Here is an 18,249-nt window from a genome sequence, read left to right on the forward strand (position 1 = left end):
ACCTTTATCTTGGGGTTTCCCCTTCTTTTTTGCTACCCCATCTCACATAAGGCGTATACTTGTGTAAAATGAAAAATGTAGCTAATTTTTATTCATACATAGCAAGCTTTGTAGCAATTATTCCTGCTAGAAACGGATATTCGTGATGAAGCCATGATTACTGAAAATGATGATTCAGTCGATGCAGTGAATGAACTAGTGAGAAAAATCTTTATTAAAGAAACCCAGCTAAAAATAGCCCAAGAATCGAATCTCATTCAGACTGCTGAAGCGTTACAAAACCAACTATTCCAATTACAACAAGAATTGGGAGATAGTTCAGACACACAATTGCAATCATTAATGAGCTTGTGAAATGCTTACGACGGTAACTGAGCTTCTTGTACTGAACGCAGTCGAAGTGTAAGCTATACCCTACGCTAAAATATGATGTTCCCATTCTGAAATAAGGGCAATTGAATCGCTTGTAACTGTTTGGCGTTATCCAAATTCGACAAGGAAATACCCAGCAACCTAATACTCCGGTTTTCCAGATCAATCGACTCAAACAGTGTTTTAGCTATCTCAAAAATCGTAGATAGTTCGCTGATAGGAGCAAGCATTGTCTTACTACGGGTTAACTGCTGATAGTCAGAAAACTTGACTTTCAGGGTTAACGTGCGGCCTCGCGTTTCATGCTGCTCTAACCGTTGCTCCACAATTTGGGCAATCTGTTCGAGTTCTTGTAACATCTGGCTGATATCACTTAAGTCTTGTGCAAACGAGGTTTCTGCACCAATGGACTTGCGAACCCGATTCGCCTCAACTGGGCGGTCATCTTCTGCCCTGGCAATCTTGTAGTAATAATGACCTGCTTTACCAAAATGGTGTGTTAACTCAGTCAGCGATGCCTGCGGCAACGTCAGAGACGAACGCTCTTTCAAATCTGCCCCAGTGTGAATGCCGAGTGAGTGCATCTTCGCCGCCGTTACCTCTCCAATGCCGTGGAACTTTTCAATCGGCAGTTGTTCTACAAAGGCGATCGCTTGCTCTGGCAAAATAACCGTCAGTCCGTTAGGCTTATTCTGCCCTGATGCCATTTTTGCAAGAAACTTGTTAATTGACACACCTGCGGTTGCCGTCAATTTCGTTTCCTGGAAAATCGCAGTTTTGATGTGTCTTGCGATAGTAGAAGCGTAGGGGATATTTTGTCGGTTCTCAGTAACATCCAAATATGCCTCATCTAGCGCAACCCCTTCCACTAAATCACTGTAGCGTTTGAAGATAGGGTGGATTGCTGCGGAAATCTCTCGGTAAACGTCGAATCTCGGTCTGACAAATATCAGTCCGGGGCATCTAGCGATTGCTGTTATTGAAGGCATCGCAGAGTGAACGCCAAACTTACGAGCTTCATAACTGGCTGCTACAACTACGCCTCGCTGATTCGGGCTGCCACCGACTACTAACGGTTTACCGGGCGTAGCTAGGGTTGTCCCTCTGTTCCACCGATGCGTAGAAGGCATCCATATCAACGTGAACTATTTTCCTGGTTCTAGCGACAGATTCTTGTCCCAAGGGTAGCTCCACTACAAGCAGTCTCGTTTTTCACACCATTTTCAATGCAAATTAAATCCTAAATTAGAAATTCTATAGTACACTAGCACTAGTTTGAGCCAAATTTTGTATATCTGCAAATTATTTAAAGCTTGCTTGAACTTTCTACTATCAGCCCCGATTGGTTTTTCGGGCTTTTATGCGTACAAAAAGCTGTTTCGATACCATGATAATACTGAAAGCGAATCTACTACGTATTTTAAAATATAAGTATTACTTAAGCTCAAACCTTCAATCTGTTATTTGACTGTAGATGTGCTATTCTCAACTCAAAACCTCAACCCAGGCAGAATAGCAAATTTTTTCGGAGTTAGAACGTTAGGTATTGCTAACTTATGCAGAAATTTGTACAAGAAGTGAATGAAGATGGCGATATCTACTCACAACTGATGGCAATTAGCCAAAAGTCTATTGAGAACGCACATTACGAAACGGCCTATCATGCTTTGTGTGCCGCCCTGCACTATGCCCAAGATATTGGCGACGAGCATTGTCTAAAAGCTGTGTCAGAAGCAGCGAAAGCACAATCGGATTGGATTGACGCTCACGCTCCAAAACATAGGTTGTCAAGTCAGTCTACTATTTTACGCCAAGGTGTCAGCCTATATGACACGCTTCGCAGACAAGCAGCTACGCGGGCACTGCTTGTAAGAAGTAAAAAATAATTAAGCCTGAAAAATTTTCGTAATTCCTGAAAACCCTATTAATCAACATTTTAATTGGCCATTACCCCAAATTAGACATTGACCCCAGATGGACGTATTTATTAATTGATAAAATTCGTAATAAATTGGCTGTAGTGTATGTGTTGACAAAAAAATGGGGTTCTTAAGGGGGTGTAGACTCTCCCAAATAGATGTATACACCGGACACTATCACCAGAAATAAATAAGCCCGCCACCCCCAATTCGTCTACTCAACAAGAATTACAGGTAAGCGAGAATACCTTAGACTAAGCGAAGTGTGATTGCTCCTCGATGCCGCCGCTTATCGCAAAGCGCGTTATTCTCACCGTGATAATTCTACACTTATGCTGATGATGTTCCGCCACGGTTTAAGGGTGGGGAAAACTGTTAACTTATACGTTCTTCAAAGCTTTACGTTTTATCTCGTAGTCAATCACTAAACGAGCAAACCAAACAACGCTCTGTCATATTACAGGAAAAGAGCTTTTTATTTGACCTAATCAGGAGGTTATCTTTTAATCTTTATTCGACCTACCCACAAGTCTCGCCTCCTTTAAGACTACGACTTTTTCAGTCATATTTGGCGCTGAAAATCCTAATCACAGTACAGAAAGATTATGAATAACATCTGTGCGATTACGGTCGAATAAGTTTTGACGACAACCGACGTAACAAGCCTGTTCTCATTGAACTTATAGTTTTCGACACAAATGGGCATAGGAACCAATATTGAAGAAGAATTCAGCTATTCTGAATTCAGGAGTCAGAATCAACACGCTCGATAGCGCAGCGTTAGCGACGCAGGAGCGTCTGACTTGCTAACGCTTCTCTACGAGACGCTTCGCCAACGCGAACGCTATCAGTCGGGGATTCAGACCCGCCACTGAATTGTTGCACCACCAAATTTTCAATTTGGTGGGGGTCTTAAACCCAATTATTCAGACGCTCGCAGACTCGCTCTAAGCGAAACCATGCCGTTGGCGTTCGCGGAGCGTGTCGCAGACAAGCCTGTCGAAGAGAAGGCTTTACGCTGCGCTATCCGCCAGCGATGCACTGAGCCTGTCGAAGTGTCGCACAGAAAACATTGCTGAATTCTGACTCCTGACTCCTGAATTCTGTTTGATAAATCAGTCTTTTTAATGATCTTTAGGGCAAGAGTTTATGAATAGCTACAAGGGAGAATTTACCCTAGATAACCTCGTTTTTAACGCTAATGTAAAGGAATTTACGCACCAGATTAGCGACATCTATGGATTAAGCAACCAAGGGACAATTTCCCAGAAAGAGGCTTATACCCAGATTCAGGTCTTATTTGAAGCACTCAAGCGTTCCAAACAGGAACTTAGAATTGGCGAAAACTCTTGACAGTGCAATGCCAAAGACTAATAAAATCGCCGCGCTCTTGAGAGAACGGACTAGTACGACCTTTACCCTTGAGCCGAATTCGACTGCCTGGTTTTGCACCTGCGGGAATACGGACGTTGATTGTTTCTTCGTCGAGTTGTAAACGCTTCTGGACACCGTGAAATACTTCAGAAAATGTGAGTGCGATGCCTGCGGCGGGCTACGCCTACGCAGCTTCAGTATCCGGTGCAGGAGCTTGAGAACGAAATCCCCCATTAAAATCATCAAAGCCACCAGTGGAGGTTTTACGTCTCGTTCGACCCAGCAAATCGTTGATAAACGAATCAAAATCGCCATACTGATCGAAGTCGCTCGTCGCAACATTAGTTCCGCTAGGTGTCGGCGCTTCATTGTAACCAGGATTATTCCAGTGCTGACCAAAGCGATGGTACTTTTGCCGCTTCTCTGGATCGGAGAGTACTTCATTCGCTTCGTTCAATTCTTTGAACTTTGTTTCTGCATCATTGTCTCCAGGATTGAGGTCAGGATGATATTTGCGGGCAAGCTTGCGGTAAACCCGTTTGATTTCTTCAGTCTTTGCGGTTTTGCTTACTCCCAAAATGGCATAGTAGTCTTTAAAATCTGTTGTAGTTGGCATCAGTTACCTCTTGTTCACGTAGCGGCAATTTAGGAGAATTGCAGGTTTTTTGCGGTGGGTGTATTTTCAGTTAGAGATAAGTTGCAATTCAATCATGCTAACAATTCCTCTCACGAAGTCTAGGGAAGCTTCGCACTTTTTCTTTCAAAGCGATGACTGCGTTTCCAATAAGCAAAGCCACTAGCAATAATCATCACAAAGGCAGGTGCCGCAAGCCATAACCAGAAACCAGGAAGTAACTTGATTAATAGAAGCTTACTATCAGAATTAATACCATTAGGTAACGCAAACCAATATGTTGAGATTGTGCCTGTTATGCTTTGAATCATAATGCGAGAAAAATTTTGAACCATAAATTAGAAAAAACTTAACGAAAATTCAGGCTTATGCGCCAATCACAAAATAAAACTTTGCATTCATACATGAGTGAGAGTTGAATTTCTGAATCATAACTAGAGAATGAGTTGAAAAAACACAATTGAACAAAACTTGCACAAAAAATCCCTGAGAAAATTGCTCTAACTTAAACTTTCAATTCAAAATATGATTCAAATGCCCATGTTATGGTTCAAAACTTTTGTTTTAGTAGATATCTGAGTAAAAATAAAATATTTCGTTGTCCAAGCGATCGCTCAACAACAGAGCGATCGCCTACTCAAATCGTAGTTGAATAATAATTAAGCCGAAGGATTGATACGAACGTTGCTCTTATCAGTCTTTTTATCCCCTACGCGATAATCATTATTAGTAAAAAACTCGAATACTAAAAGTGAACTATAAACTGGATGCTCATTTTTGAAGCATATCATAAGTGAAAATCTCATTTTTTATTTCAAATCACACCTGTAAAGCCTACAATAATTGAAGTCAAAGCAGAAACTATTGAGAACTTGTATTTTTTATGTAGAAAAAATTTACAGGAATACCAATAAAGTGGATTAGCCAACCAGCCAATAGCCGGCGCTTGAAGAAATAACAATCCAAGTATTCCCCCAATCGTAGCTTCAACCCCCTTCATGATATAAGTTGAACCTGTGTGTATTGTCTTGGGTTCGATTATCTCAAAAGTTAGTGCTGGCAAGCTAAGTGCCATTATATAATAAATAAATAAAGATATTCCTAATAAAAACAAGGGTTGTGTTAAGAAAGATACTTTTTTCATCAGTTGGATTCTATACAGAGTTACTCGGCTATTCAAGATAAGATGAGAACAACATTGAAAGTGCAAAACTCCCGATAAATATCAACGTAGATAAGTTTGTATCTTGAGTTTGATGGGCTTCCGGTAGAATTTCTTCAACGATCGCCACCATTAAAGTACCTGTTGTAAATGCAAGTACAATTAACTTGGGTAGATCAGTTTGTCCGCGCAACCCCCAATAGCCCAGCGTCGCGCCCAGCCAAGCAGGGATAAGAAACGCCGCAAGTAACCAAAATCGCTGTGTTCGCGGCATATTTTGACTCTTAAACTCTGCGTTGGTGACAAATCCTTCAGGAATGTGAGCCACAACTCTCCCCGATGTCAGGATCACCCCTAGATGAGGTACGATGTCTGCGACGGGCTACAAGTCCTAATGTTTGTTTTGATGACGGTAAGGCTTCAGCAATCATTGCTCCCATGAAGTTGCTGACAACGGGCAAAGCTGATAGTGTTAGAGCAAATAGAAATTCCTGCATAAGTCATGCTCCGCTAGTCGTAACAGACTTTTTGATGTTTGTTTTGATTGCAGTCCATCAAGACGCGAACTCATAGTGAATCTCTGTAGTTCTTCCTTTAAAATAGAGCCGAGTGCCTTCTGGATACTCCCATCCCACCTCGCCTTCTAAGGGAATAAGCATCCCATTACAAACTGAATATTCCCAGAATCGACCGACCCAAGGCATAGCAGTCAGCTTGTCACGATAACGAGCCTCAGCCCGACAAGTAGCGATCGCCCCTTCAGCATTAAACTGAAATACGAGGGAGACAGTTGTTGCACCATCCGTCAAAGTAGCACGGGCAGAGGTGTCATTAATTGCGTCCCAGCGCATACCCTGACTGGGTAATAGGGCAGTAGGATACCAAGTTGCCTCAGCAAAGTACCGTAACAATTCACCTTGATTGTTTTCAGGCGCACCGTGCATTTTTACAACTGTAAAAAGACCTAGCAATGATGCGTGTAAGCTGCCTTCTCCTAAGAGATAAGTATCATGAACAAAGGCATTAACTCCTGGAACCATCTGGATGCGTGCATCCCAATTAAAACCTGGACGTTGAGTGACGACAAGCTGAGTGGCAGTAAACGGACTCCACTTGGCTTTATTTTCATTCATATTGAACTGCCCCTGCTGAGAGAGCTTGACCGCAGTGACGATCGCTTGTCCATCCTTGAGTACTGTCCGAAAAAATCGCTGTACGGGATCTGGTAAGCCTTCAATTTCTTTTTGCTCATAGATTTGGGGCTTAATTGTTCGCCGTCCATTTCTTAATTTGGCTCGTAAGTTCTCAGTGTTTGACTGCCAGCGATAGCTACCATAGATCGCAGCAAGTCCAAGGCAGACTATGATTAAAACACCAATCATTGCAATCCATTTCATCCACATGATGCTTACCTATGGTTGTTAATTTAGAATTTTATAGATAGTGATGATAAGAATGATTGCGAAAATAGTTGTATAGATTAACTTCGTGTACTTGGCTAACCAACTTGGAAGATAAATATCAAAATTGTCCTTTGTAGAGTTTGAGTATTTTCGGGCAAGCAGATTTAATGGGCAATGGGATTTAAAAGTTAGTAGGGTTAGCCCTTCTAGAAATACAAATCCATAACCAATCCAGAGCCAGAGATCGAGTTTGTTGGCGATCGCAGCATAAAGCATATAGAAAATCACGAAATTGAAGAATACCCAGATCAACGTATGTATGACTTTAATCAGAGTCAATTTGCTTTCACTTTCCATATAATTTCTCTATTTTCGGTGTTACATCGCGCTATTAGTTCTGTTTTTGAGTTCATAACAACCCTTATTATTGTTCAGAATGAATTGCTCTCTTTTTCGGCGTTTCTACCAGCACAGAGATCACCAGCAAACTTAGCCCAATAATTTTGATCAAGGCGTTAATTGCGTGTGCATACTCCCATTGATCCCGATACTGTCTCCAATCTACTGGAATGGGATTCGTCAACCATTTGGCGAATTCAGCATTCATTGGCGCAACAAACATTATCCAACTCACAAATGCCAGCACTAAGAAAATTGCTCCGCCCAATGTCCAGTAGAAGGTTGAACCACGTTTGCGAAGAAGAAATAACAACACAATTACCGTCAGAATTGCTGTAATTTCAAAAGCTGCGCCAACTGAGCCAAACAACTTATAAACATTTTCAAAAACCGTGACTCTAACCCAAAGTTCCTGATCAAACTGCATTCGTTGCGGCAGTTCTAGCAAATGGGTCATAGACAAACTAAGGCTGAAGGACGCTGACATAAGTGTTATGAATCTACATGTTCGGATGAGTATCATTTTTTTAATTAATAGTAACGTCGTGGTGAAATTAGATATATCTATATCGGGTTAATGTCTTTGATCCCCACACAAAGACAACAATACCTGCGGTAATTGCAATTATTGAATAGTGAACATAAGGATAGTCAACCAATGGATTGTGTATTCCATCCTTTGGAAACAAAGGTCTTCCTAGATTCAACAAAGTATGAAATAGTATGCAAGCAAATAAGCTTTTCCCTGTATTATTGTAAATCCAGACAATCAGAACTCTCACAGCAACTGTACCGAGAGTTGCCCAAGCTATCCAAGTTAGATTGTGTCCTTGTTGAATTATTGACGGGTAATGCCATACTGCCCAGGGTATACCCACAAGGATACTTGCTGATAATGCGCCAAACCGTTCTTGCATAGGATCAATGGCATAACCCATATAGCCAGTTTCTTCGACCACAGATCCGAGAAAAAATAAACTAAAAAGAAAAGGGATTGAAAGAAAAGGAAAATGAAATTTGATTGGAAGAGGTAATCCTATGAGGTGGATTGTGATGTATATCAACAAATACATTAAAAATGGCAACAAAATGATAGGCACACACCATATTTTTTTTGTTATTCTTGAAAAATCTAAAATTCTCTTAAACAGTTGGTTAGTACCAATACGCCCTTCTTCTTTGTAAACGAGAATGCTGGCTGCAATCAATGGTGTAAATGCAGCTAATATGTCTGTTATAGAAAAATCTAATGGTAGCCTTTTAATGTCAATCCTTGTTTCAATTATCCATAAAGGAATAGAAAGTCCATAAACAAGTAGAAAGAATTTTAATGGTGAGTGATTTTCTGGTTTGCTGTTATTCATAATTGTTGTTAAATGAAGTTCCTTTTCGTGTTTTGAAATTATTGCTAACACAGAATAGGTTTCTTACGATGGTAAGCTATTACTAAAATGACAGATCCTATTAGCTCAATGCCAAAAACAACAATTCCTTTCCAATTTAAATTTAGCTGTAAGGTTCCATTATTACCTATATATAAAGCTAATCCAATACATCCATTAAACCAGGCATGACTTAATACACAGAAAAATAAGTTATTTGTGTATTTATACAGAGTGGTAAAGCTGAAACTTATAATTATTACTGAAAATAAAAATAATCCAAATGGGAATGAAGTTTGAACTGTCCCTTTTATAAACCATAATGGCAAATGCCATATACTCCATATAATTCCCACAATAAGAACAGAAGGTAAATAATTAATTACTTGTTCTAATTTAGGTTGCAAAATCCCACGCCATCCTAATTCCTCTAATCCACCTCCAATTATAAGAAGTGGTAAACTAATTAAGATATAGAGAATGGATATAGGATTCTTGATTCCAAAAGCAATCCAAACCATAAATAAACGCCAAATTAAAAACAATCCAAATATCAGCCACACTTTTTTATCTATTTTTTTACCAAAGACAAACTTAACAAAAGATTCTTCAGCAAAATCTTCATTGAACTGTCGATAAATAATATAGGAACTAATGGCTGGTCCGAAACCACCAATTAACATCGGTATCCAAAATAAAGGCTCACCATACCAAAGAGCATTAAAATATCTGTTCCCGATGATAATAGTTAACCAACAAAACCATGTTATTGAAAAAGTGTAAAGTAGAAAAAGTCCAACTTGCTTTAGCGTTAGCGTTGGCGAAGCCTCTCGTAGAGAAGCTCGCCGTTCGCGTAGCGTTCCGCAGGAAAGGCATCGCTTCTTTTGTTTCATATTTTTATTCATCCTTAACTTTTGGCAAAAAATGTTATCTTTGTAATTGAAAAAAATCTTATTGTTTCAATAAATAGAGTTTTTATTTATTATTGTTTTGATATTTATTGGTTGTAGTATTCATCAAATAACCGCCAAATCCTGTTATCCATAACACAATTGGATAAACCACCCATCTTTCTGTTCCGCCGATGCCGATAAGAGGAAAAATAATGTGGGGAACAAACATAGCGGCAAACCATGTAAGTAATGCAACTGAACCAAATAGAATCCCGATGTATTTGAAAGGTGCTGAAGCAATTTTGGCAGATGCGATCGCTGATAATCCACCAGATAAAAATGTAAGCATTGAGAACATTCCATGATACGGAGTTTTGTCTCCAGAAAAAATTCCAATACCCACTAAACCCAAACCAAATAGACCGAGTGGAATGCTGACAAGCAATTTTCTGAAATATCTATGCTGATAAAATGTTGCTGTCAAAGTCATCAGCCCTGATAACAGCATTGTGGTATTAAAAATGCTCGAAGACGGCTGATAGATTATGCTATTGGGCGGTCTGGTTGCGCCAAGATCGCTGATTTCGCTGTGAAAAGTTGTGTAGCCGGTGCCGGATGGATACAATGCTTCGGCGGTAATGATGCCCATTAGAGCAATTGAACCGGCAAGAAATAGTAATATTCCCGAAAGTTTTAGTTTATTCATAATTGATTATTTCACTTGATTTTTTGAAAAAACATATCGCGATCACGTTCCCGCGAAACTAATCCCGTAACTTTTCCTTGAGTGTTTTTGACGAATTTAATTTCCGTTTCAGAAGCATTTGCTGATAAGTACTGCGGGTCATATTAAGTTTTTTAAGAACCTCTTCCTGCATAAAGAAGGGAAACGGCTTTTTGGTTACATCTTCCGCCAGTTTCTGCACAACGACATAGCCGCCTCCGGCATACCTAAAATCTTTGTTCGGTGTGCCATCAACCCTTATCGGAATTGAATTAGCTGGTGTTACTCCGTCCAAAATTTGTAGAATTGTCGAAATTTCTTCATCCGCTGCGTAACCGCGAAAGCCGGAGACTGTCAGACTGGAACTGTGACTTAACAAGCCGCGCAAAGTTACCTTTTGCTCTTTCGTAAAATCGTTTTCGGGAACTTTCCACGAAATAAGTTTTTTATTTACATCTTCGTCAAGATTCAATTTATTCTCTTGGACGAGTCGCAACATTGCCATTGCCGCGACTGGCTTGCTAATCGATGCTGCCTGAAAAATTTAACTAAGTAGCTATTTGAGGCTTTTCTCTATCAAGTTTCCACAGCAAGATGACACCCAAGCCGAAGAAATTTACAGCGAAAACTACTAATCCTCCAAAAAATGGAATTAGTGTCAGAACTGTGAGGATCGCCAAACCCACCAAGAACTGCTGCTGTAAAGACCAATTGCGATTACTGACTAGGCGTTGACCGACAAAAAGTGCCACGCCTAATGATCCGACTAGAGAAGTGACGAGCGCAGTCAGACTTAGTAGTGGAATCAAGGGAATACCAATGAGGGTAATCGCCAGGAACACGCTGAAAAAGAGAATAGCGACAATCGCCCCCATTCCCCATAAACCAGTCAAACTAGGGTGCTGACGCAATTTTGTAGCCAAGTTCGGTAGGAACTGTGGGCTGGTATGCAAAATAATCAGTCCGAGAATAGCTGCTACTACGGCGGCACTAATTCTAAAAATGGCATTGAAGAAATATTGAGCGAAGAAGCTAATTCTGACTCGATTGGAACCATGCATCATCCCATGTTGGTCGCTGAATGTGGTACGTTCGCCACTAACGATCGCACCTTCTTCCTGTACGATTTTGCCGCCAAAGGAGTATGCATCACCATCTACCCGCACTCCTTTTTTTAGGATGACATCCCCACCAAAAGCGATCGCAGTTTTCAAAACTCTGGCATTAGGTGATACCGTAACACTCCCCCCAAAAGCCAGAGCGTTTTCAACAACTTGATTCTCTGGTACAGTTATGCTTCCACCAAAGCGAATCAGGTTGGTATTGTTAATATTAATATCAGTCTGCGCCAGGGCATTGCCTGCAAATTTTAAACAAATACTGGCTATAAAAACCAGAATTAATTGTTGCCATTTCATAGATTTTATCCTCCTGAACAACAAGAACATCGACATCTGAGATTAACCGGAGATGATATTACGAACAATTTCGCCGGATCGTTAGTGTTGTTTGATATAGATGTTTACTTTCAAGCCTAGATTCATTTGATGAATATACAGTCTGTTCTCAAAAAGATTTCCAGATGGTTCTTAATTTCTCTTCTTCTGAAAAGTGTAACAACCAGATGTTTGAAATCAAGTATATACAAGAGTTTGATTGATAGTTGAATTGTATAAGTTGATTAACGACGCACACAAAACGTAGTCTAGATAAATTTAGCAAATTTGAAGAAGAATTCAGAAGTCAGAATTCAGGAGTCAGAATCAATCAGTCGGGGCGTTTAGCCCATTCTGACTCCTGACTCCTGAATTCTGTTCAATAACTCTCTTTGAGGAATTAACCAACAAAGCGATGCCTACGGCGGGCTGCGCCTACGCTATTCCCTGTCCTGAAATTCCTTTTGTTGCCCTGACGATTTTTCAGGAGAAAGCAGAAGAGAAAATATTTAGTTCTTGAAGCCTGTTTCGCAGATATAACCCAAGTTGCTAGTTACTCTTATCTGCGATCGCTTTCAGACGATAATTGATAAATATTTACATTAGTTAACAATAAACTCATGGGTTAAATGATAGAGTTTACTTAACTTTCAATAAGCAAGTATTGCTTTTTCTTATGAAAACTCCAGAACTTCTGAGACGATACGCAGCAGGAGAACGGGACTTTAGTAACGTAAGCTTAATTCAGGTCTGTCTGACTAATGCAAATCTGATTGGGGTACACCTAAAGGGAGCGGACTTGATTGGTAAAGACTTAAAGGGAGCATATCTGACTGATGCACATATTAGTCAAGCGAAACTCAATCAGGCAACTTTTGCTGATTCACGAATGATTGAAGTATGCCTAATTAGTGCAGAAATGGTTGATGCAGACCTGAGTGGAACAGACTTGACAGGAGCTGATTTAAGTGGAGCTGATTTAAGCTATGTCAAGCTAGGTGGAGCCAACTTGAGGGGGGCAAACTTAGGTGAGACAGACCTCACCGGAGCGGATCTTAGGGGAGCGGAACTAAGTGAAGCTAACTTGAAAGGGGCAAAGCTAGCTGGGGCAGATATGGACGGGGCATATTTAGATAAGGCAGACCTGACTGGCGCAGATATGGACGGGGCAAATATGCGGAGAGTCGGATTAACTGGAACAAAAATGCCCGATGGAATAGTTCACGACTAAGTGACTTGAGTGATTTTTAATCTAAGTTTATACATCAAGGCAATAATGGGGCTGCGATGATAGATAATTACTGCCTGACAAATAAGTTGTTTATCCAAGGTTTGTTCAGGCAGTAATTAACACTATCTTAATGATGTTCATCATACCATTATCCTCAGCAACATCTGGTATTGTAACAGTAGCATTATTCAGCCTAGACAATGAAAAAATGTTGGTAGTGATAAATATATAGTGATAATAGAGATTTAGTATTTATACTCGAATAATTTAGTAACTATTTCCAGATTTTTATATTGCTTTTTATACTACAAAATAACGTGCGGAATGTGGGTTAAATACTTAGCCTCGGCGAGGGGGTGGGTGCGATCGCTGTTCTAGCGATCACATGATGCTAGAATAAGTCTAAAATTAAGAACATTCATAATGTTACATGAATTCCTCTTAGCAGAACGTGACGAAATTCTCGCCTTGTGTTCAAAAAAGATCGCGCGTCTTGCTGATTCCATGAGTTCGAGCGACGAAATGGAAAGAGGATTACCTGTGTTCTACGATGAACTCATTCAGGTATTACGTGCTGATGCTGATATAGATGAATCTGGGAAAGCAAATAACAATTCTATAGAAAGTCTTCACAGAGCCGCAGCAGAGCGCCGGGGGAAGGAGTCGTTAAAACTTGGCTACAGCATTTCTCAGGTTGTTCATGGCTACGGCGCTATTTGTCAAGCTATCACTGAGTATATTCAGGAGAATACTAATCAAACAACATCCCCTCGTGAATTCAACCGATTAAATTTCTGCCTCGATATCGCTATCGCTGAAGCGGTTACAGAATTTAATCGAGGTCAGCGCGAGAATGCAGAGCGGGATGAGGTTCTACGTCTGGGATTTCTAGCACATGAGTTGCGAAATGCGTTGACCTCTGCTAGTTTAGCTTCCCAACTTATAATCACAGGGAAAGTCGGAGCCAATGGAAGTACATCTCGTATTCTTGAAAATGCCCATAGGCGTATGAGAGACATTATTGATCGTTCACTTGTTGAGGTGCGACTGCGGAACGAATCAACCGGACAATATCAGAGATGTCGAGTTATTCACCTAGTCAGTGAAGTTGAGGCTACTGCATGGTTTGAAGCAAGTGCGAAATCAATTAAGGTGTGTGTTGAGGTAGCGCCGGAATTGGAGGTTTTTATAGATCGTCACCTCATAATATCTGCCTTATCGAATCTGGTTCAAAATGCCATTAAGTTCACCAAGCAGGGTGGGATTGTATGGATACGCGGTAAGGCTGTAGGTGGGCGTGTTTTGCTTGAAATAGAGGATCAATGTGGAGGACTCCCGCCTGGTGAGGTGGAAGAACTTTTTAAGGCTTTTTCTCAGATGGGAACAGATAGATCAGGATTGGGGATTGGGCTTACAATTTCACGACGCGCCGTGTCCCTAAACAAGGGTGTACTCTCAGTTCGGGATATCCCCCATCAAGGATGTGTGTTCTCAATTCATTTACCCAAAGCCTCCTCCCCTCTCCCTACTACATAATCCTCTAGCTCCATCTTCGCTGCGCTCACTTATGTAAACTCCAACTATTTTTCTAGTCTTTTTATCCAAAGCTAAAAAGAAATAATTTTAGTTACTAAATCTCTATTATCACTATATATTTACCACTACAAAAATGTTGAGACTTGCTAAAAATCAACTAGATGTTAGTATTTCTAAAGCATAACGGGAACCAAGGTTAAGACTCAACTATTTAACAACGCTATAGATGTTATCGAACAGAATTCAGGAGTCAGAATGGGCTAAACCTTAGCTATCCGCTAACAGAATGAATTTTGACCGAAAAAGCGGATAGCGCAGCGTTAGCGAGTCCGCGTTCGCTTTTAGCGTCTCGTAGAGAGCGTCGCGTCTTGATTCTGACTCCTGAATTCTGACTTCTGAATTCTTCTTCAATAGTTATGAGTGTTCTGCTCAACCAAAACATCCACTCTCTCTTGCATTTCTAGGTCGTATATCTCCAGACAAGGAGCGACATCATCATTAAATGCTGCTATTAGATAGAAAAGACCGCACGCAGCTGCTCAATTTAATTGTTGCAGTGGTTATTATTTATTTTTTTCAGCCCGGAGCGAAGATATTTAGCTAGGAAAGCCTTTTCGATAATATAACTAGTTGTATAGTTTTGAGGGATGAGATGTTCTGGATGTTGGACTCCATAAATCCTTGCAACAACTCTCTGACCAATTGCCAAATTTTGGTCAAAGTCAACAACGGTTTGAGCTATGGTCGCAAACGAACTATTCAGCTTGGGTCCAACAGGTAAAGATGACGGTGATTAATTATCGCAATATTAACCACGAATGGCAGTTTAGCTCTGAGCAAGAGCAAGTGCTGCAACGCTACTATGATGCTAATCAGTTACTACTCGATTGCCTGCATAGCAATTGTGAAGTAACATCTGCTATTAGGCAAGAAATTGAAGCCAGCTTATTGTTGCCGATAAAGGAACTTGAGGATAGAGAATGGCAATAATTCTTTTGGTTAATTCCTGAAAGAGCTTTGGATTGCAAAAATCATCAAGAATTAAGTTTTGTATCGTAGTTAATCAATTAATCCAGAAAATCAAACAATACTAAGTTTATAGTACATGAATAGAATCTTTTATTTAAACAATTCAAGTGATTCTCTCCTAATTTTTTGTACTTTACTAGGTGGCAGACCTTGACCTCTGATGCATTAGCGCTTCGCATTTTATCAGGAAAGGCAGCTATGCTGGAGGCAGGAGGGAATTGTGGTTCCTTCTGCCCTCTGCCTTCTTCAATTAACTTCAAATTTTATATGGCATTCTGCCATGAAAAATTATGTTTGTGTAAGCGTTTGATTAGCGTATAAATTGTTTATTTTGTAATATAAATATTCAATCTTTGACAAAATAAATTTTATCCGGCAATGCTGATAGCAAATAAATGATCTGTGTTCGATTTTGAAAAAATTTTTATTAAAACATAGCTGCTACAATGAAAATATAAAATGATAATGTTTTCCTAACCAAATTTGTCTAATTAGACTGAAGCGTTATTCTGATATTAACGTGAGAATAGAAAAGATGAGATGTATTAGTAAATAGAAACATAGCATGACGACATATCAAATGAGCAATCGAGAAAACGAGTTAAATTCGCTTCCAAACCTTGTTGGAATCAGGATATTGTTGGTAGAGGATGAGCCAGATATTGCAGAGTTGCTCATCTTCATTCTGAAAACAGCAGGCGCAGAAGTAATGGCTTTTATCGATGCAGAAGCAGCCCTGTCCATGCTTGAATTGTGTCATCCTGATATTTTACTATCGAATATAAAGTTGCCCGCTCATGATGGAGACTGGTTGATTAAACAAATTCGCGTGCATTCAAGCTCATTACTACGGCAGTTACCAGCGATCGCCATCACTTCTTATACAAGGGAAGTTTCTAGCCGTAAGGCTTTGGATGCAGGCTTTGATCGGTTCTTAGTCAAGTTTGAGAGTCCAGAAACAATCGTGGCTGAGATTGTGCATCTGCTATCTACCTCTGCTTAAATGCTCTAAATTGGTGTCAAATCTCTATGCTTATATTTACAGAGATATAAAAGCATAAGGGCAGAGGAACAAAAGAGCATTGGTGAAAGCCCCTTTGTGGGTGACGGCGAGATCAGTGCATTCCTTTGCTCGCACGAGTGGTCACAAATGCCTTTGGGTAATTTTTATACAATATTAGGTATCACCCCTCTGTATAAGTATTGAAAATATTGATTGTAGCGATCGCCAACTTTTCTTTTCCATTAATTCACCTCCACATAGTTAGTGGAGCGACAAATTAAAAAATCACTGTACAATTTCAAGCAATTCACCTTGACTAAATATCCATCAAACTGACGAAACTTAGCTCAATCCCTCTACCGATTTACTTAAAACATCTTTGGTGCTGCAATATGCCAGATAATTGCTCGCATCCCTTATTCTGATTCAACAATTCGTGGAAAAAAATAACCGTTACCTCTTGCTGTGATAATGAATTCTGGGTCGTTGGGGTCGGATTCTACCTTTGTCCGCAATCGTGAAATATGCACATCTACCACACGGGTGTCTGTATTCATCTCTGGTACAAAGCCCCACAATTGCTGTAATATTTCGACCCTTGAAAAAATCTTTCCCGAATGATTCACTAACAACTCTAATAAGCTAAATTCTATACCTGTCAACCGAATGCGTTGCTCATTTTTATGGACTTGCCGCTTACTTGTATCGATTTTCAGGTCGCCTGCATGAATTATCCCAGAGTTAGGAATAGTATTGATACTGGTTTTGTGGGAGCGCCGTTTTAGTACACAGGCAATTCGAGCTTCTAGTTCTTTGGGAGAGAAAGGTTTTGTCATATAGTCATCAGCACCGAGTTCCAGCCCAGTGATTCGGTCTGCTACATCTGCCAAGGCTGTTAGCATGATGATTGGCACATCTGATTGTTTCCGTAATTCTTGACAGACACCGTAGCCATCTAGTTTTGGCATCATCACATCTAGAACTATCAAATCAGGGATCAACAGGCGAAAAGCTGACAAAGCTTCTTCACCATCACTAGCTGTAACTACGCTGTAGCCAATCATTTCTAAGCGCGTCTGTAAAATTCGGCGGATGCTGGCTTCGTCATCAACTACTAAGATTGTGCCTTTCTCACCTGATAAGTTTCTCAACGCTGTTCCTAATGAGCGAGAACTCTCAACCATCCATTATCTGCTCATTAAGAGTCAAAACCACAAAACAGTCTTGAGTTACAGTCATGATTAAGAAGCGATCGCTTAATACTTGCATCTGTGCAACAGATTATCTTGGGGCATCTACCCGAAAAAGATTTGTACACAATTAATAAATTCTTCTGCAAGGGACTCGTATTTTCCATCGATTTGGTGTACCTTGTTAATTCCGTGCAATTATTAATACCTAACTTCTCCCAAATTTACTCATCCAACTTTTAAGCCAATGAAAACTTCTAATGATACAGATACCAAGAAAATCATCAAAAAATCCGACAAGCTTACCCTGAGACAGATGAAGCTAATCGAGGAGGCTGAAGACCAACTTCTTCAAGCTAATACTGACAATTCTACTGCCCCTGTGGTTGAAGAGAAACCAGTAGCAATTTCAGAGCCTAGAGTTCCTGACTATGTTCCATTCCTTGACAATCCTCCAGTACAGTCTGTTGGCAACTCTGGCTGGCAGGTTTCTGATGTCTGGCGTGATATTCGGGTAGATGATTTCTGTAGTTGATGGTAGCGAAAACCAAGCGCCCAGTGT

General features: G+C 40.2%; 21 protein-coding genes and 1 pseudogene. 8 read left to right on the top strand and 14 right to left on the bottom strand.

Features of this window, described 5'->3' with window-relative positions; genetic code table 11:
- Positions 1–153: 153 nt before the first annotated feature.
- Positions 154–354: a hypothetical protein gene (locus tag ABF638_RS23320; RefSeq protein WP_435025333.1), complete on the top strand. Its 201-nt coding sequence runs from the start codon at positions 154–156 to the stop codon at positions 352–354.
- Positions 355–419: 65 nt separating this feature from the next.
- Here the strand turns inward: ABF638_RS23320 and dinB are convergent, their stop codons facing one another.
- Positions 420–1,502, bottom strand: coding sequence for a DNA polymerase IV (gene dinB, locus ABF638_RS23325; protein ID WP_435025334.1), 1,083 nt, complete (start codon positions 1,500–1,502; stop codon positions 420–422).
- A gap of 426 nt (positions 1,503–1,928) precedes the next feature.
- Between dinB and ABF638_RS23330 the strand changes: the two genes are divergently transcribed.
- The gene (locus tag ABF638_RS23330; RefSeq protein ID WP_435025335.1) at positions 1,929–2,258 is read left to right on the top strand and encodes a hypothetical protein; all 330 of its coding nucleotides are present in this window, start codon (positions 1,929–1,931) and stop codon (positions 2,256–2,258) included.
- Between the two features lie 1,182 nt (positions 2,259–3,440).
- Positions 3,441–3,644, top strand: a complete 204-nt coding sequence (locus ABF638_RS23335; protein WP_163929505.1) for a DUF7219 family protein — start codon at positions 3,441–3,443, stop codon at positions 3,642–3,644.
- A 25-nt stretch (positions 3,645–3,669) separates the two neighbouring features.
- Here ABF638_RS23335 and ABF638_RS23340 read toward each other — a convergent pair.
- The 12 genes and pseudogenes from ABF638_RS23340 to ABF638_RS23395 form a co-directional block, all read right to left on the bottom strand.
- A pseudogene (locus ABF638_RS23340) lies at positions 3,670–4,281 on the bottom strand (DnaJ domain-containing protein); the annotation flags it as partial.
- A gap of 119 nt (positions 4,282–4,400) precedes the next feature.
- Positions 4,401–4,634 (bottom strand): hypothetical protein, encoded by a 234-nt coding sequence (locus ABF638_RS23345; RefSeq protein WP_435025336.1) that lies wholly within the window; start codon positions 4,632–4,634, stop codon positions 4,401–4,403.
- A gap of 479 nt (positions 4,635–5,113) precedes the next feature.
- Positions 5,114–5,443, bottom strand: coding sequence for a hypothetical protein (locus ABF638_RS23350; protein WP_435025337.1), 330 nt, complete (start codon positions 5,441–5,443; stop codon positions 5,114–5,116).
- A gap of 28 nt (positions 5,444–5,471) precedes the next feature.
- The gene (locus ABF638_RS23355) at positions 5,472–5,789 is read right to left on the bottom strand and encodes a hypothetical protein (RefSeq protein ID WP_435025338.1); all 318 of its coding nucleotides are present in this window, start codon (positions 5,787–5,789) and stop codon (positions 5,472–5,474) included.
- A complete protein-coding gene (locus ABF638_RS23360) occupies positions 5,773–5,958 on the bottom strand; it encodes a hypothetical protein (protein ID WP_435025339.1) in 186 nt (61 codons plus the stop codon). Before ABF638_RS23360 ends, ABF638_RS23355 begins: the two co-directional genes overlap by 17 nt.
- A gap of 57 nt (positions 5,959–6,015) precedes the next feature.
- Entirely contained in the window at positions 6,016–6,858 is an 843-nt protein-coding gene (locus tag ABF638_RS23365; RefSeq protein ID WP_435025340.1) for a DUF6920 family protein, read from the bottom strand.
- A 430-nt stretch (positions 6,859–7,288) separates the two neighbouring features.
- A complete protein-coding gene (locus ABF638_RS23370) occupies positions 7,289–7,720 on the bottom strand; it encodes a hypothetical protein (protein ID WP_435025341.1) in 432 nt (143 codons plus the stop codon).
- A 97-nt stretch (positions 7,721–7,817) separates the two neighbouring features.
- On the bottom strand, positions 7,818–8,678 hold the full coding sequence (locus ABF638_RS23375; RefSeq protein WP_435025342.1) for a CPBP family intramembrane glutamic endopeptidase: 861 nt from the start codon (positions 8,676–8,678) through the stop codon (positions 7,818–7,820).
- A complete protein-coding gene (locus ABF638_RS23380) occupies positions 8,672–9,550 on the bottom strand; it encodes a CPBP family intramembrane glutamic endopeptidase (protein WP_435025343.1) in 879 nt (292 codons plus the stop codon). Before ABF638_RS23380 ends, ABF638_RS23375 begins: the two co-directional genes overlap by 7 nt.
- Before the next feature lie 70 nt (positions 9,551–9,620).
- Positions 9,621–10,244 carry a DUF998 domain-containing protein gene (locus ABF638_RS23385; protein ID WP_435025344.1) on the bottom strand — a complete coding sequence of 208 codons (624 nt, stop codon included), beginning with the start codon at positions 10,242–10,244 and terminating at the stop codon, positions 9,621–9,623.
- A gap of 58 nt (positions 10,245–10,302) precedes the next feature.
- Positions 10,303–10,806 (bottom strand): serine hydrolase domain-containing protein, encoded by a 504-nt coding sequence (locus tag ABF638_RS23390; RefSeq protein ID WP_435025355.1) that lies wholly within the window; start codon positions 10,804–10,806, stop codon positions 10,303–10,305.
- Between the two features lie 4 nt (positions 10,807–10,810).
- On the bottom strand, positions 10,811–11,680 hold the full coding sequence (locus ABF638_RS23395; protein WP_435025345.1) for a hypothetical protein: 870 nt from the start codon (positions 11,678–11,680) through the stop codon (positions 10,811–10,813).
- A gap of 694 nt (positions 11,681–12,374) precedes the next feature.
- Here ABF638_RS23395 and ABF638_RS23400 point away from each other — a divergent pair.
- From ABF638_RS23400 to ABF638_RS23415, 4 genes are all read left to right on the top strand, one after another.
- Positions 12,375–12,929, top strand: a complete 555-nt coding sequence (locus tag ABF638_RS23400) for a pentapeptide repeat-containing protein (protein WP_335201398.1) — start codon at positions 12,375–12,377, stop codon at positions 12,927–12,929.
- A 423-nt stretch (positions 12,930–13,352) separates the two neighbouring features.
- Complete coding sequence (locus ABF638_RS23405) at positions 13,353–14,465, top strand: sensor histidine kinase (RefSeq protein ID WP_435025346.1); 1,113 nt, start codon at positions 13,353–13,355, stop codon at positions 14,463–14,465.
- A 681-nt stretch (positions 14,466–15,146) separates the two neighbouring features.
- Entirely contained in the window at positions 15,147–15,455 is a 309-nt protein-coding gene (locus ABF638_RS23410; RefSeq protein WP_435025347.1) for an NACHT C-terminal helical domain 2-containing protein, read from the top strand.
- Positions 15,456–16,059: 604 nt separating this feature from the next.
- On the top strand, positions 16,060–16,497 hold the full coding sequence (locus ABF638_RS23415; RefSeq protein WP_435025348.1) for a response regulator: 438 nt from the start codon (positions 16,060–16,062) through the stop codon (positions 16,495–16,497).
- 416 nt (positions 16,498–16,913) lie between these two features.
- On the opposite strand, the gene rpaB is transcribed toward ABF638_RS23415, so the two are convergent.
- Positions 16,914–17,681 (bottom strand): response regulator transcription factor RpaB, encoded by a 768-nt coding sequence (rpaB, locus tag ABF638_RS23420; protein ID WP_435025349.1) that lies wholly within the window; start codon positions 17,679–17,681, stop codon positions 16,914–16,916.
- Between the two features lie 253 nt (positions 17,682–17,934).
- On the opposite strand from rpaB, the gene ABF638_RS23425 reads away from it, so the two are divergent.
- Positions 17,935–18,222, top strand: coding sequence for a hypothetical protein (locus tag ABF638_RS23425; RefSeq protein WP_435025350.1), 288 nt, complete (start codon positions 17,935–17,937; stop codon positions 18,220–18,222).
- The last annotated feature ends 27 nt before the right edge of the window (positions 18,223–18,249 follow it).

The sequence above is a fragment of the Nostoc sp. CALU 1950 genome, from assembly GCF_051172895.1.
GTDB lineage: Bacteria > Cyanobacteriota > Cyanobacteriia > Cyanobacteriales > Nostocaceae > Nostoc > Nostoc edaphicum_A.

Excerpts from the sequence above, each read along its gene's own strand:
- ABF638_RS23335 (WP_163929505.1), top strand. The coding sequence starts at position 3,441 with ATGAATAGCTACAAGGGAGAATTTACCCTAGATAACCTCGTTTTTAAC.
- ABF638_RS23385 (WP_435025344.1), bottom strand. The coding sequence starts at position 10,244 with ATGAATAAACTAAAACTTTCGGGAATATTACTATTTCTTGCCGGTTCA.
- rpaB (WP_435025349.1), bottom strand. The coding sequence starts at position 17,681 with ATGGTTGAGAGTTCTCGCTCATTAGGAACAGCGTTGAGAAACTTATCA.
- ABF638_RS23370 (WP_435025341.1), bottom strand. The coding sequence starts at position 7,720 with ATGACCCATTTGCTAGAACTGCCGCAACGAATGCAGTTTGATCAGGAA.
- ABF638_RS23350 (WP_435025337.1), bottom strand. The coding sequence starts at position 5,443 with ATGAAAAAAGTATCTTTCTTAACACAACCCTTGTTTTTATTAGGAATA.
- ABF638_RS23320 (WP_435025333.1), top strand. The coding sequence starts at position 154 with ATGATTACTGAAAATGATGATTCAGTCGATGCAGTGAATGAACTAGTG.
- ABF638_RS23405 (WP_435025346.1), top strand. The coding sequence starts at position 13,353 with ATGTTACATGAATTCCTCTTAGCAGAACGTGACGAAATTCTCGCCTTG.
- ABF638_RS23395 (WP_435025345.1), bottom strand. The coding sequence starts at position 11,680 with ATGAAATGGCAACAATTAATTCTGGTTTTTATAGCCAGTATTTGTTTA.
- ABF638_RS23425 (WP_435025350.1), top strand. The coding sequence starts at position 17,935 with ATGAAAACTTCTAATGATACAGATACCAAGAAAATCATCAAAAAATCC.
- ABF638_RS23345 (WP_435025336.1), bottom strand. The coding sequence starts at position 4,634 with ATGGTTCAAAATTTTTCTCGCATTATGATTCAAAGCATAACAGGCACA.
- ABF638_RS23415 (WP_435025348.1), top strand. The coding sequence starts at position 16,060 with ATGACGACATATCAAATGAGCAATCGAGAAAACGAGTTAAATTCGCTT.
- ABF638_RS23365 (WP_435025340.1), bottom strand. The coding sequence starts at position 6,858 with ATGAAATGGATTGCAATGATTGGTGTTTTAATCATAGTCTGCCTTGGA.
- ABF638_RS23400 (WP_335201398.1), top strand. The coding sequence starts at position 12,375 with ATGAAAACTCCAGAACTTCTGAGACGATACGCAGCAGGAGAACGGGAC.
- ABF638_RS23360 (WP_435025339.1), bottom strand. The coding sequence starts at position 5,958 with ATGCAGGAATTTCTATTTGCTCTAACACTATCAGCTTTGCCCGTTGTC.
- ABF638_RS23330 (WP_435025335.1), top strand. The coding sequence starts at position 1,929 with ATGCAGAAATTTGTACAAGAAGTGAATGAAGATGGCGATATCTACTCA.
- dinB (WP_435025334.1), bottom strand. The coding sequence starts at position 1,502 with ATGCCTTCTACGCATCGGTGGAACAGAGGGACAACCCTAGCTACGCCC.
- ABF638_RS23380 (WP_435025343.1), bottom strand. The coding sequence starts at position 9,550 with ATGAATAAAAATATGAAACAAAAGAAGCGATGCCTTTCCTGCGGAACG.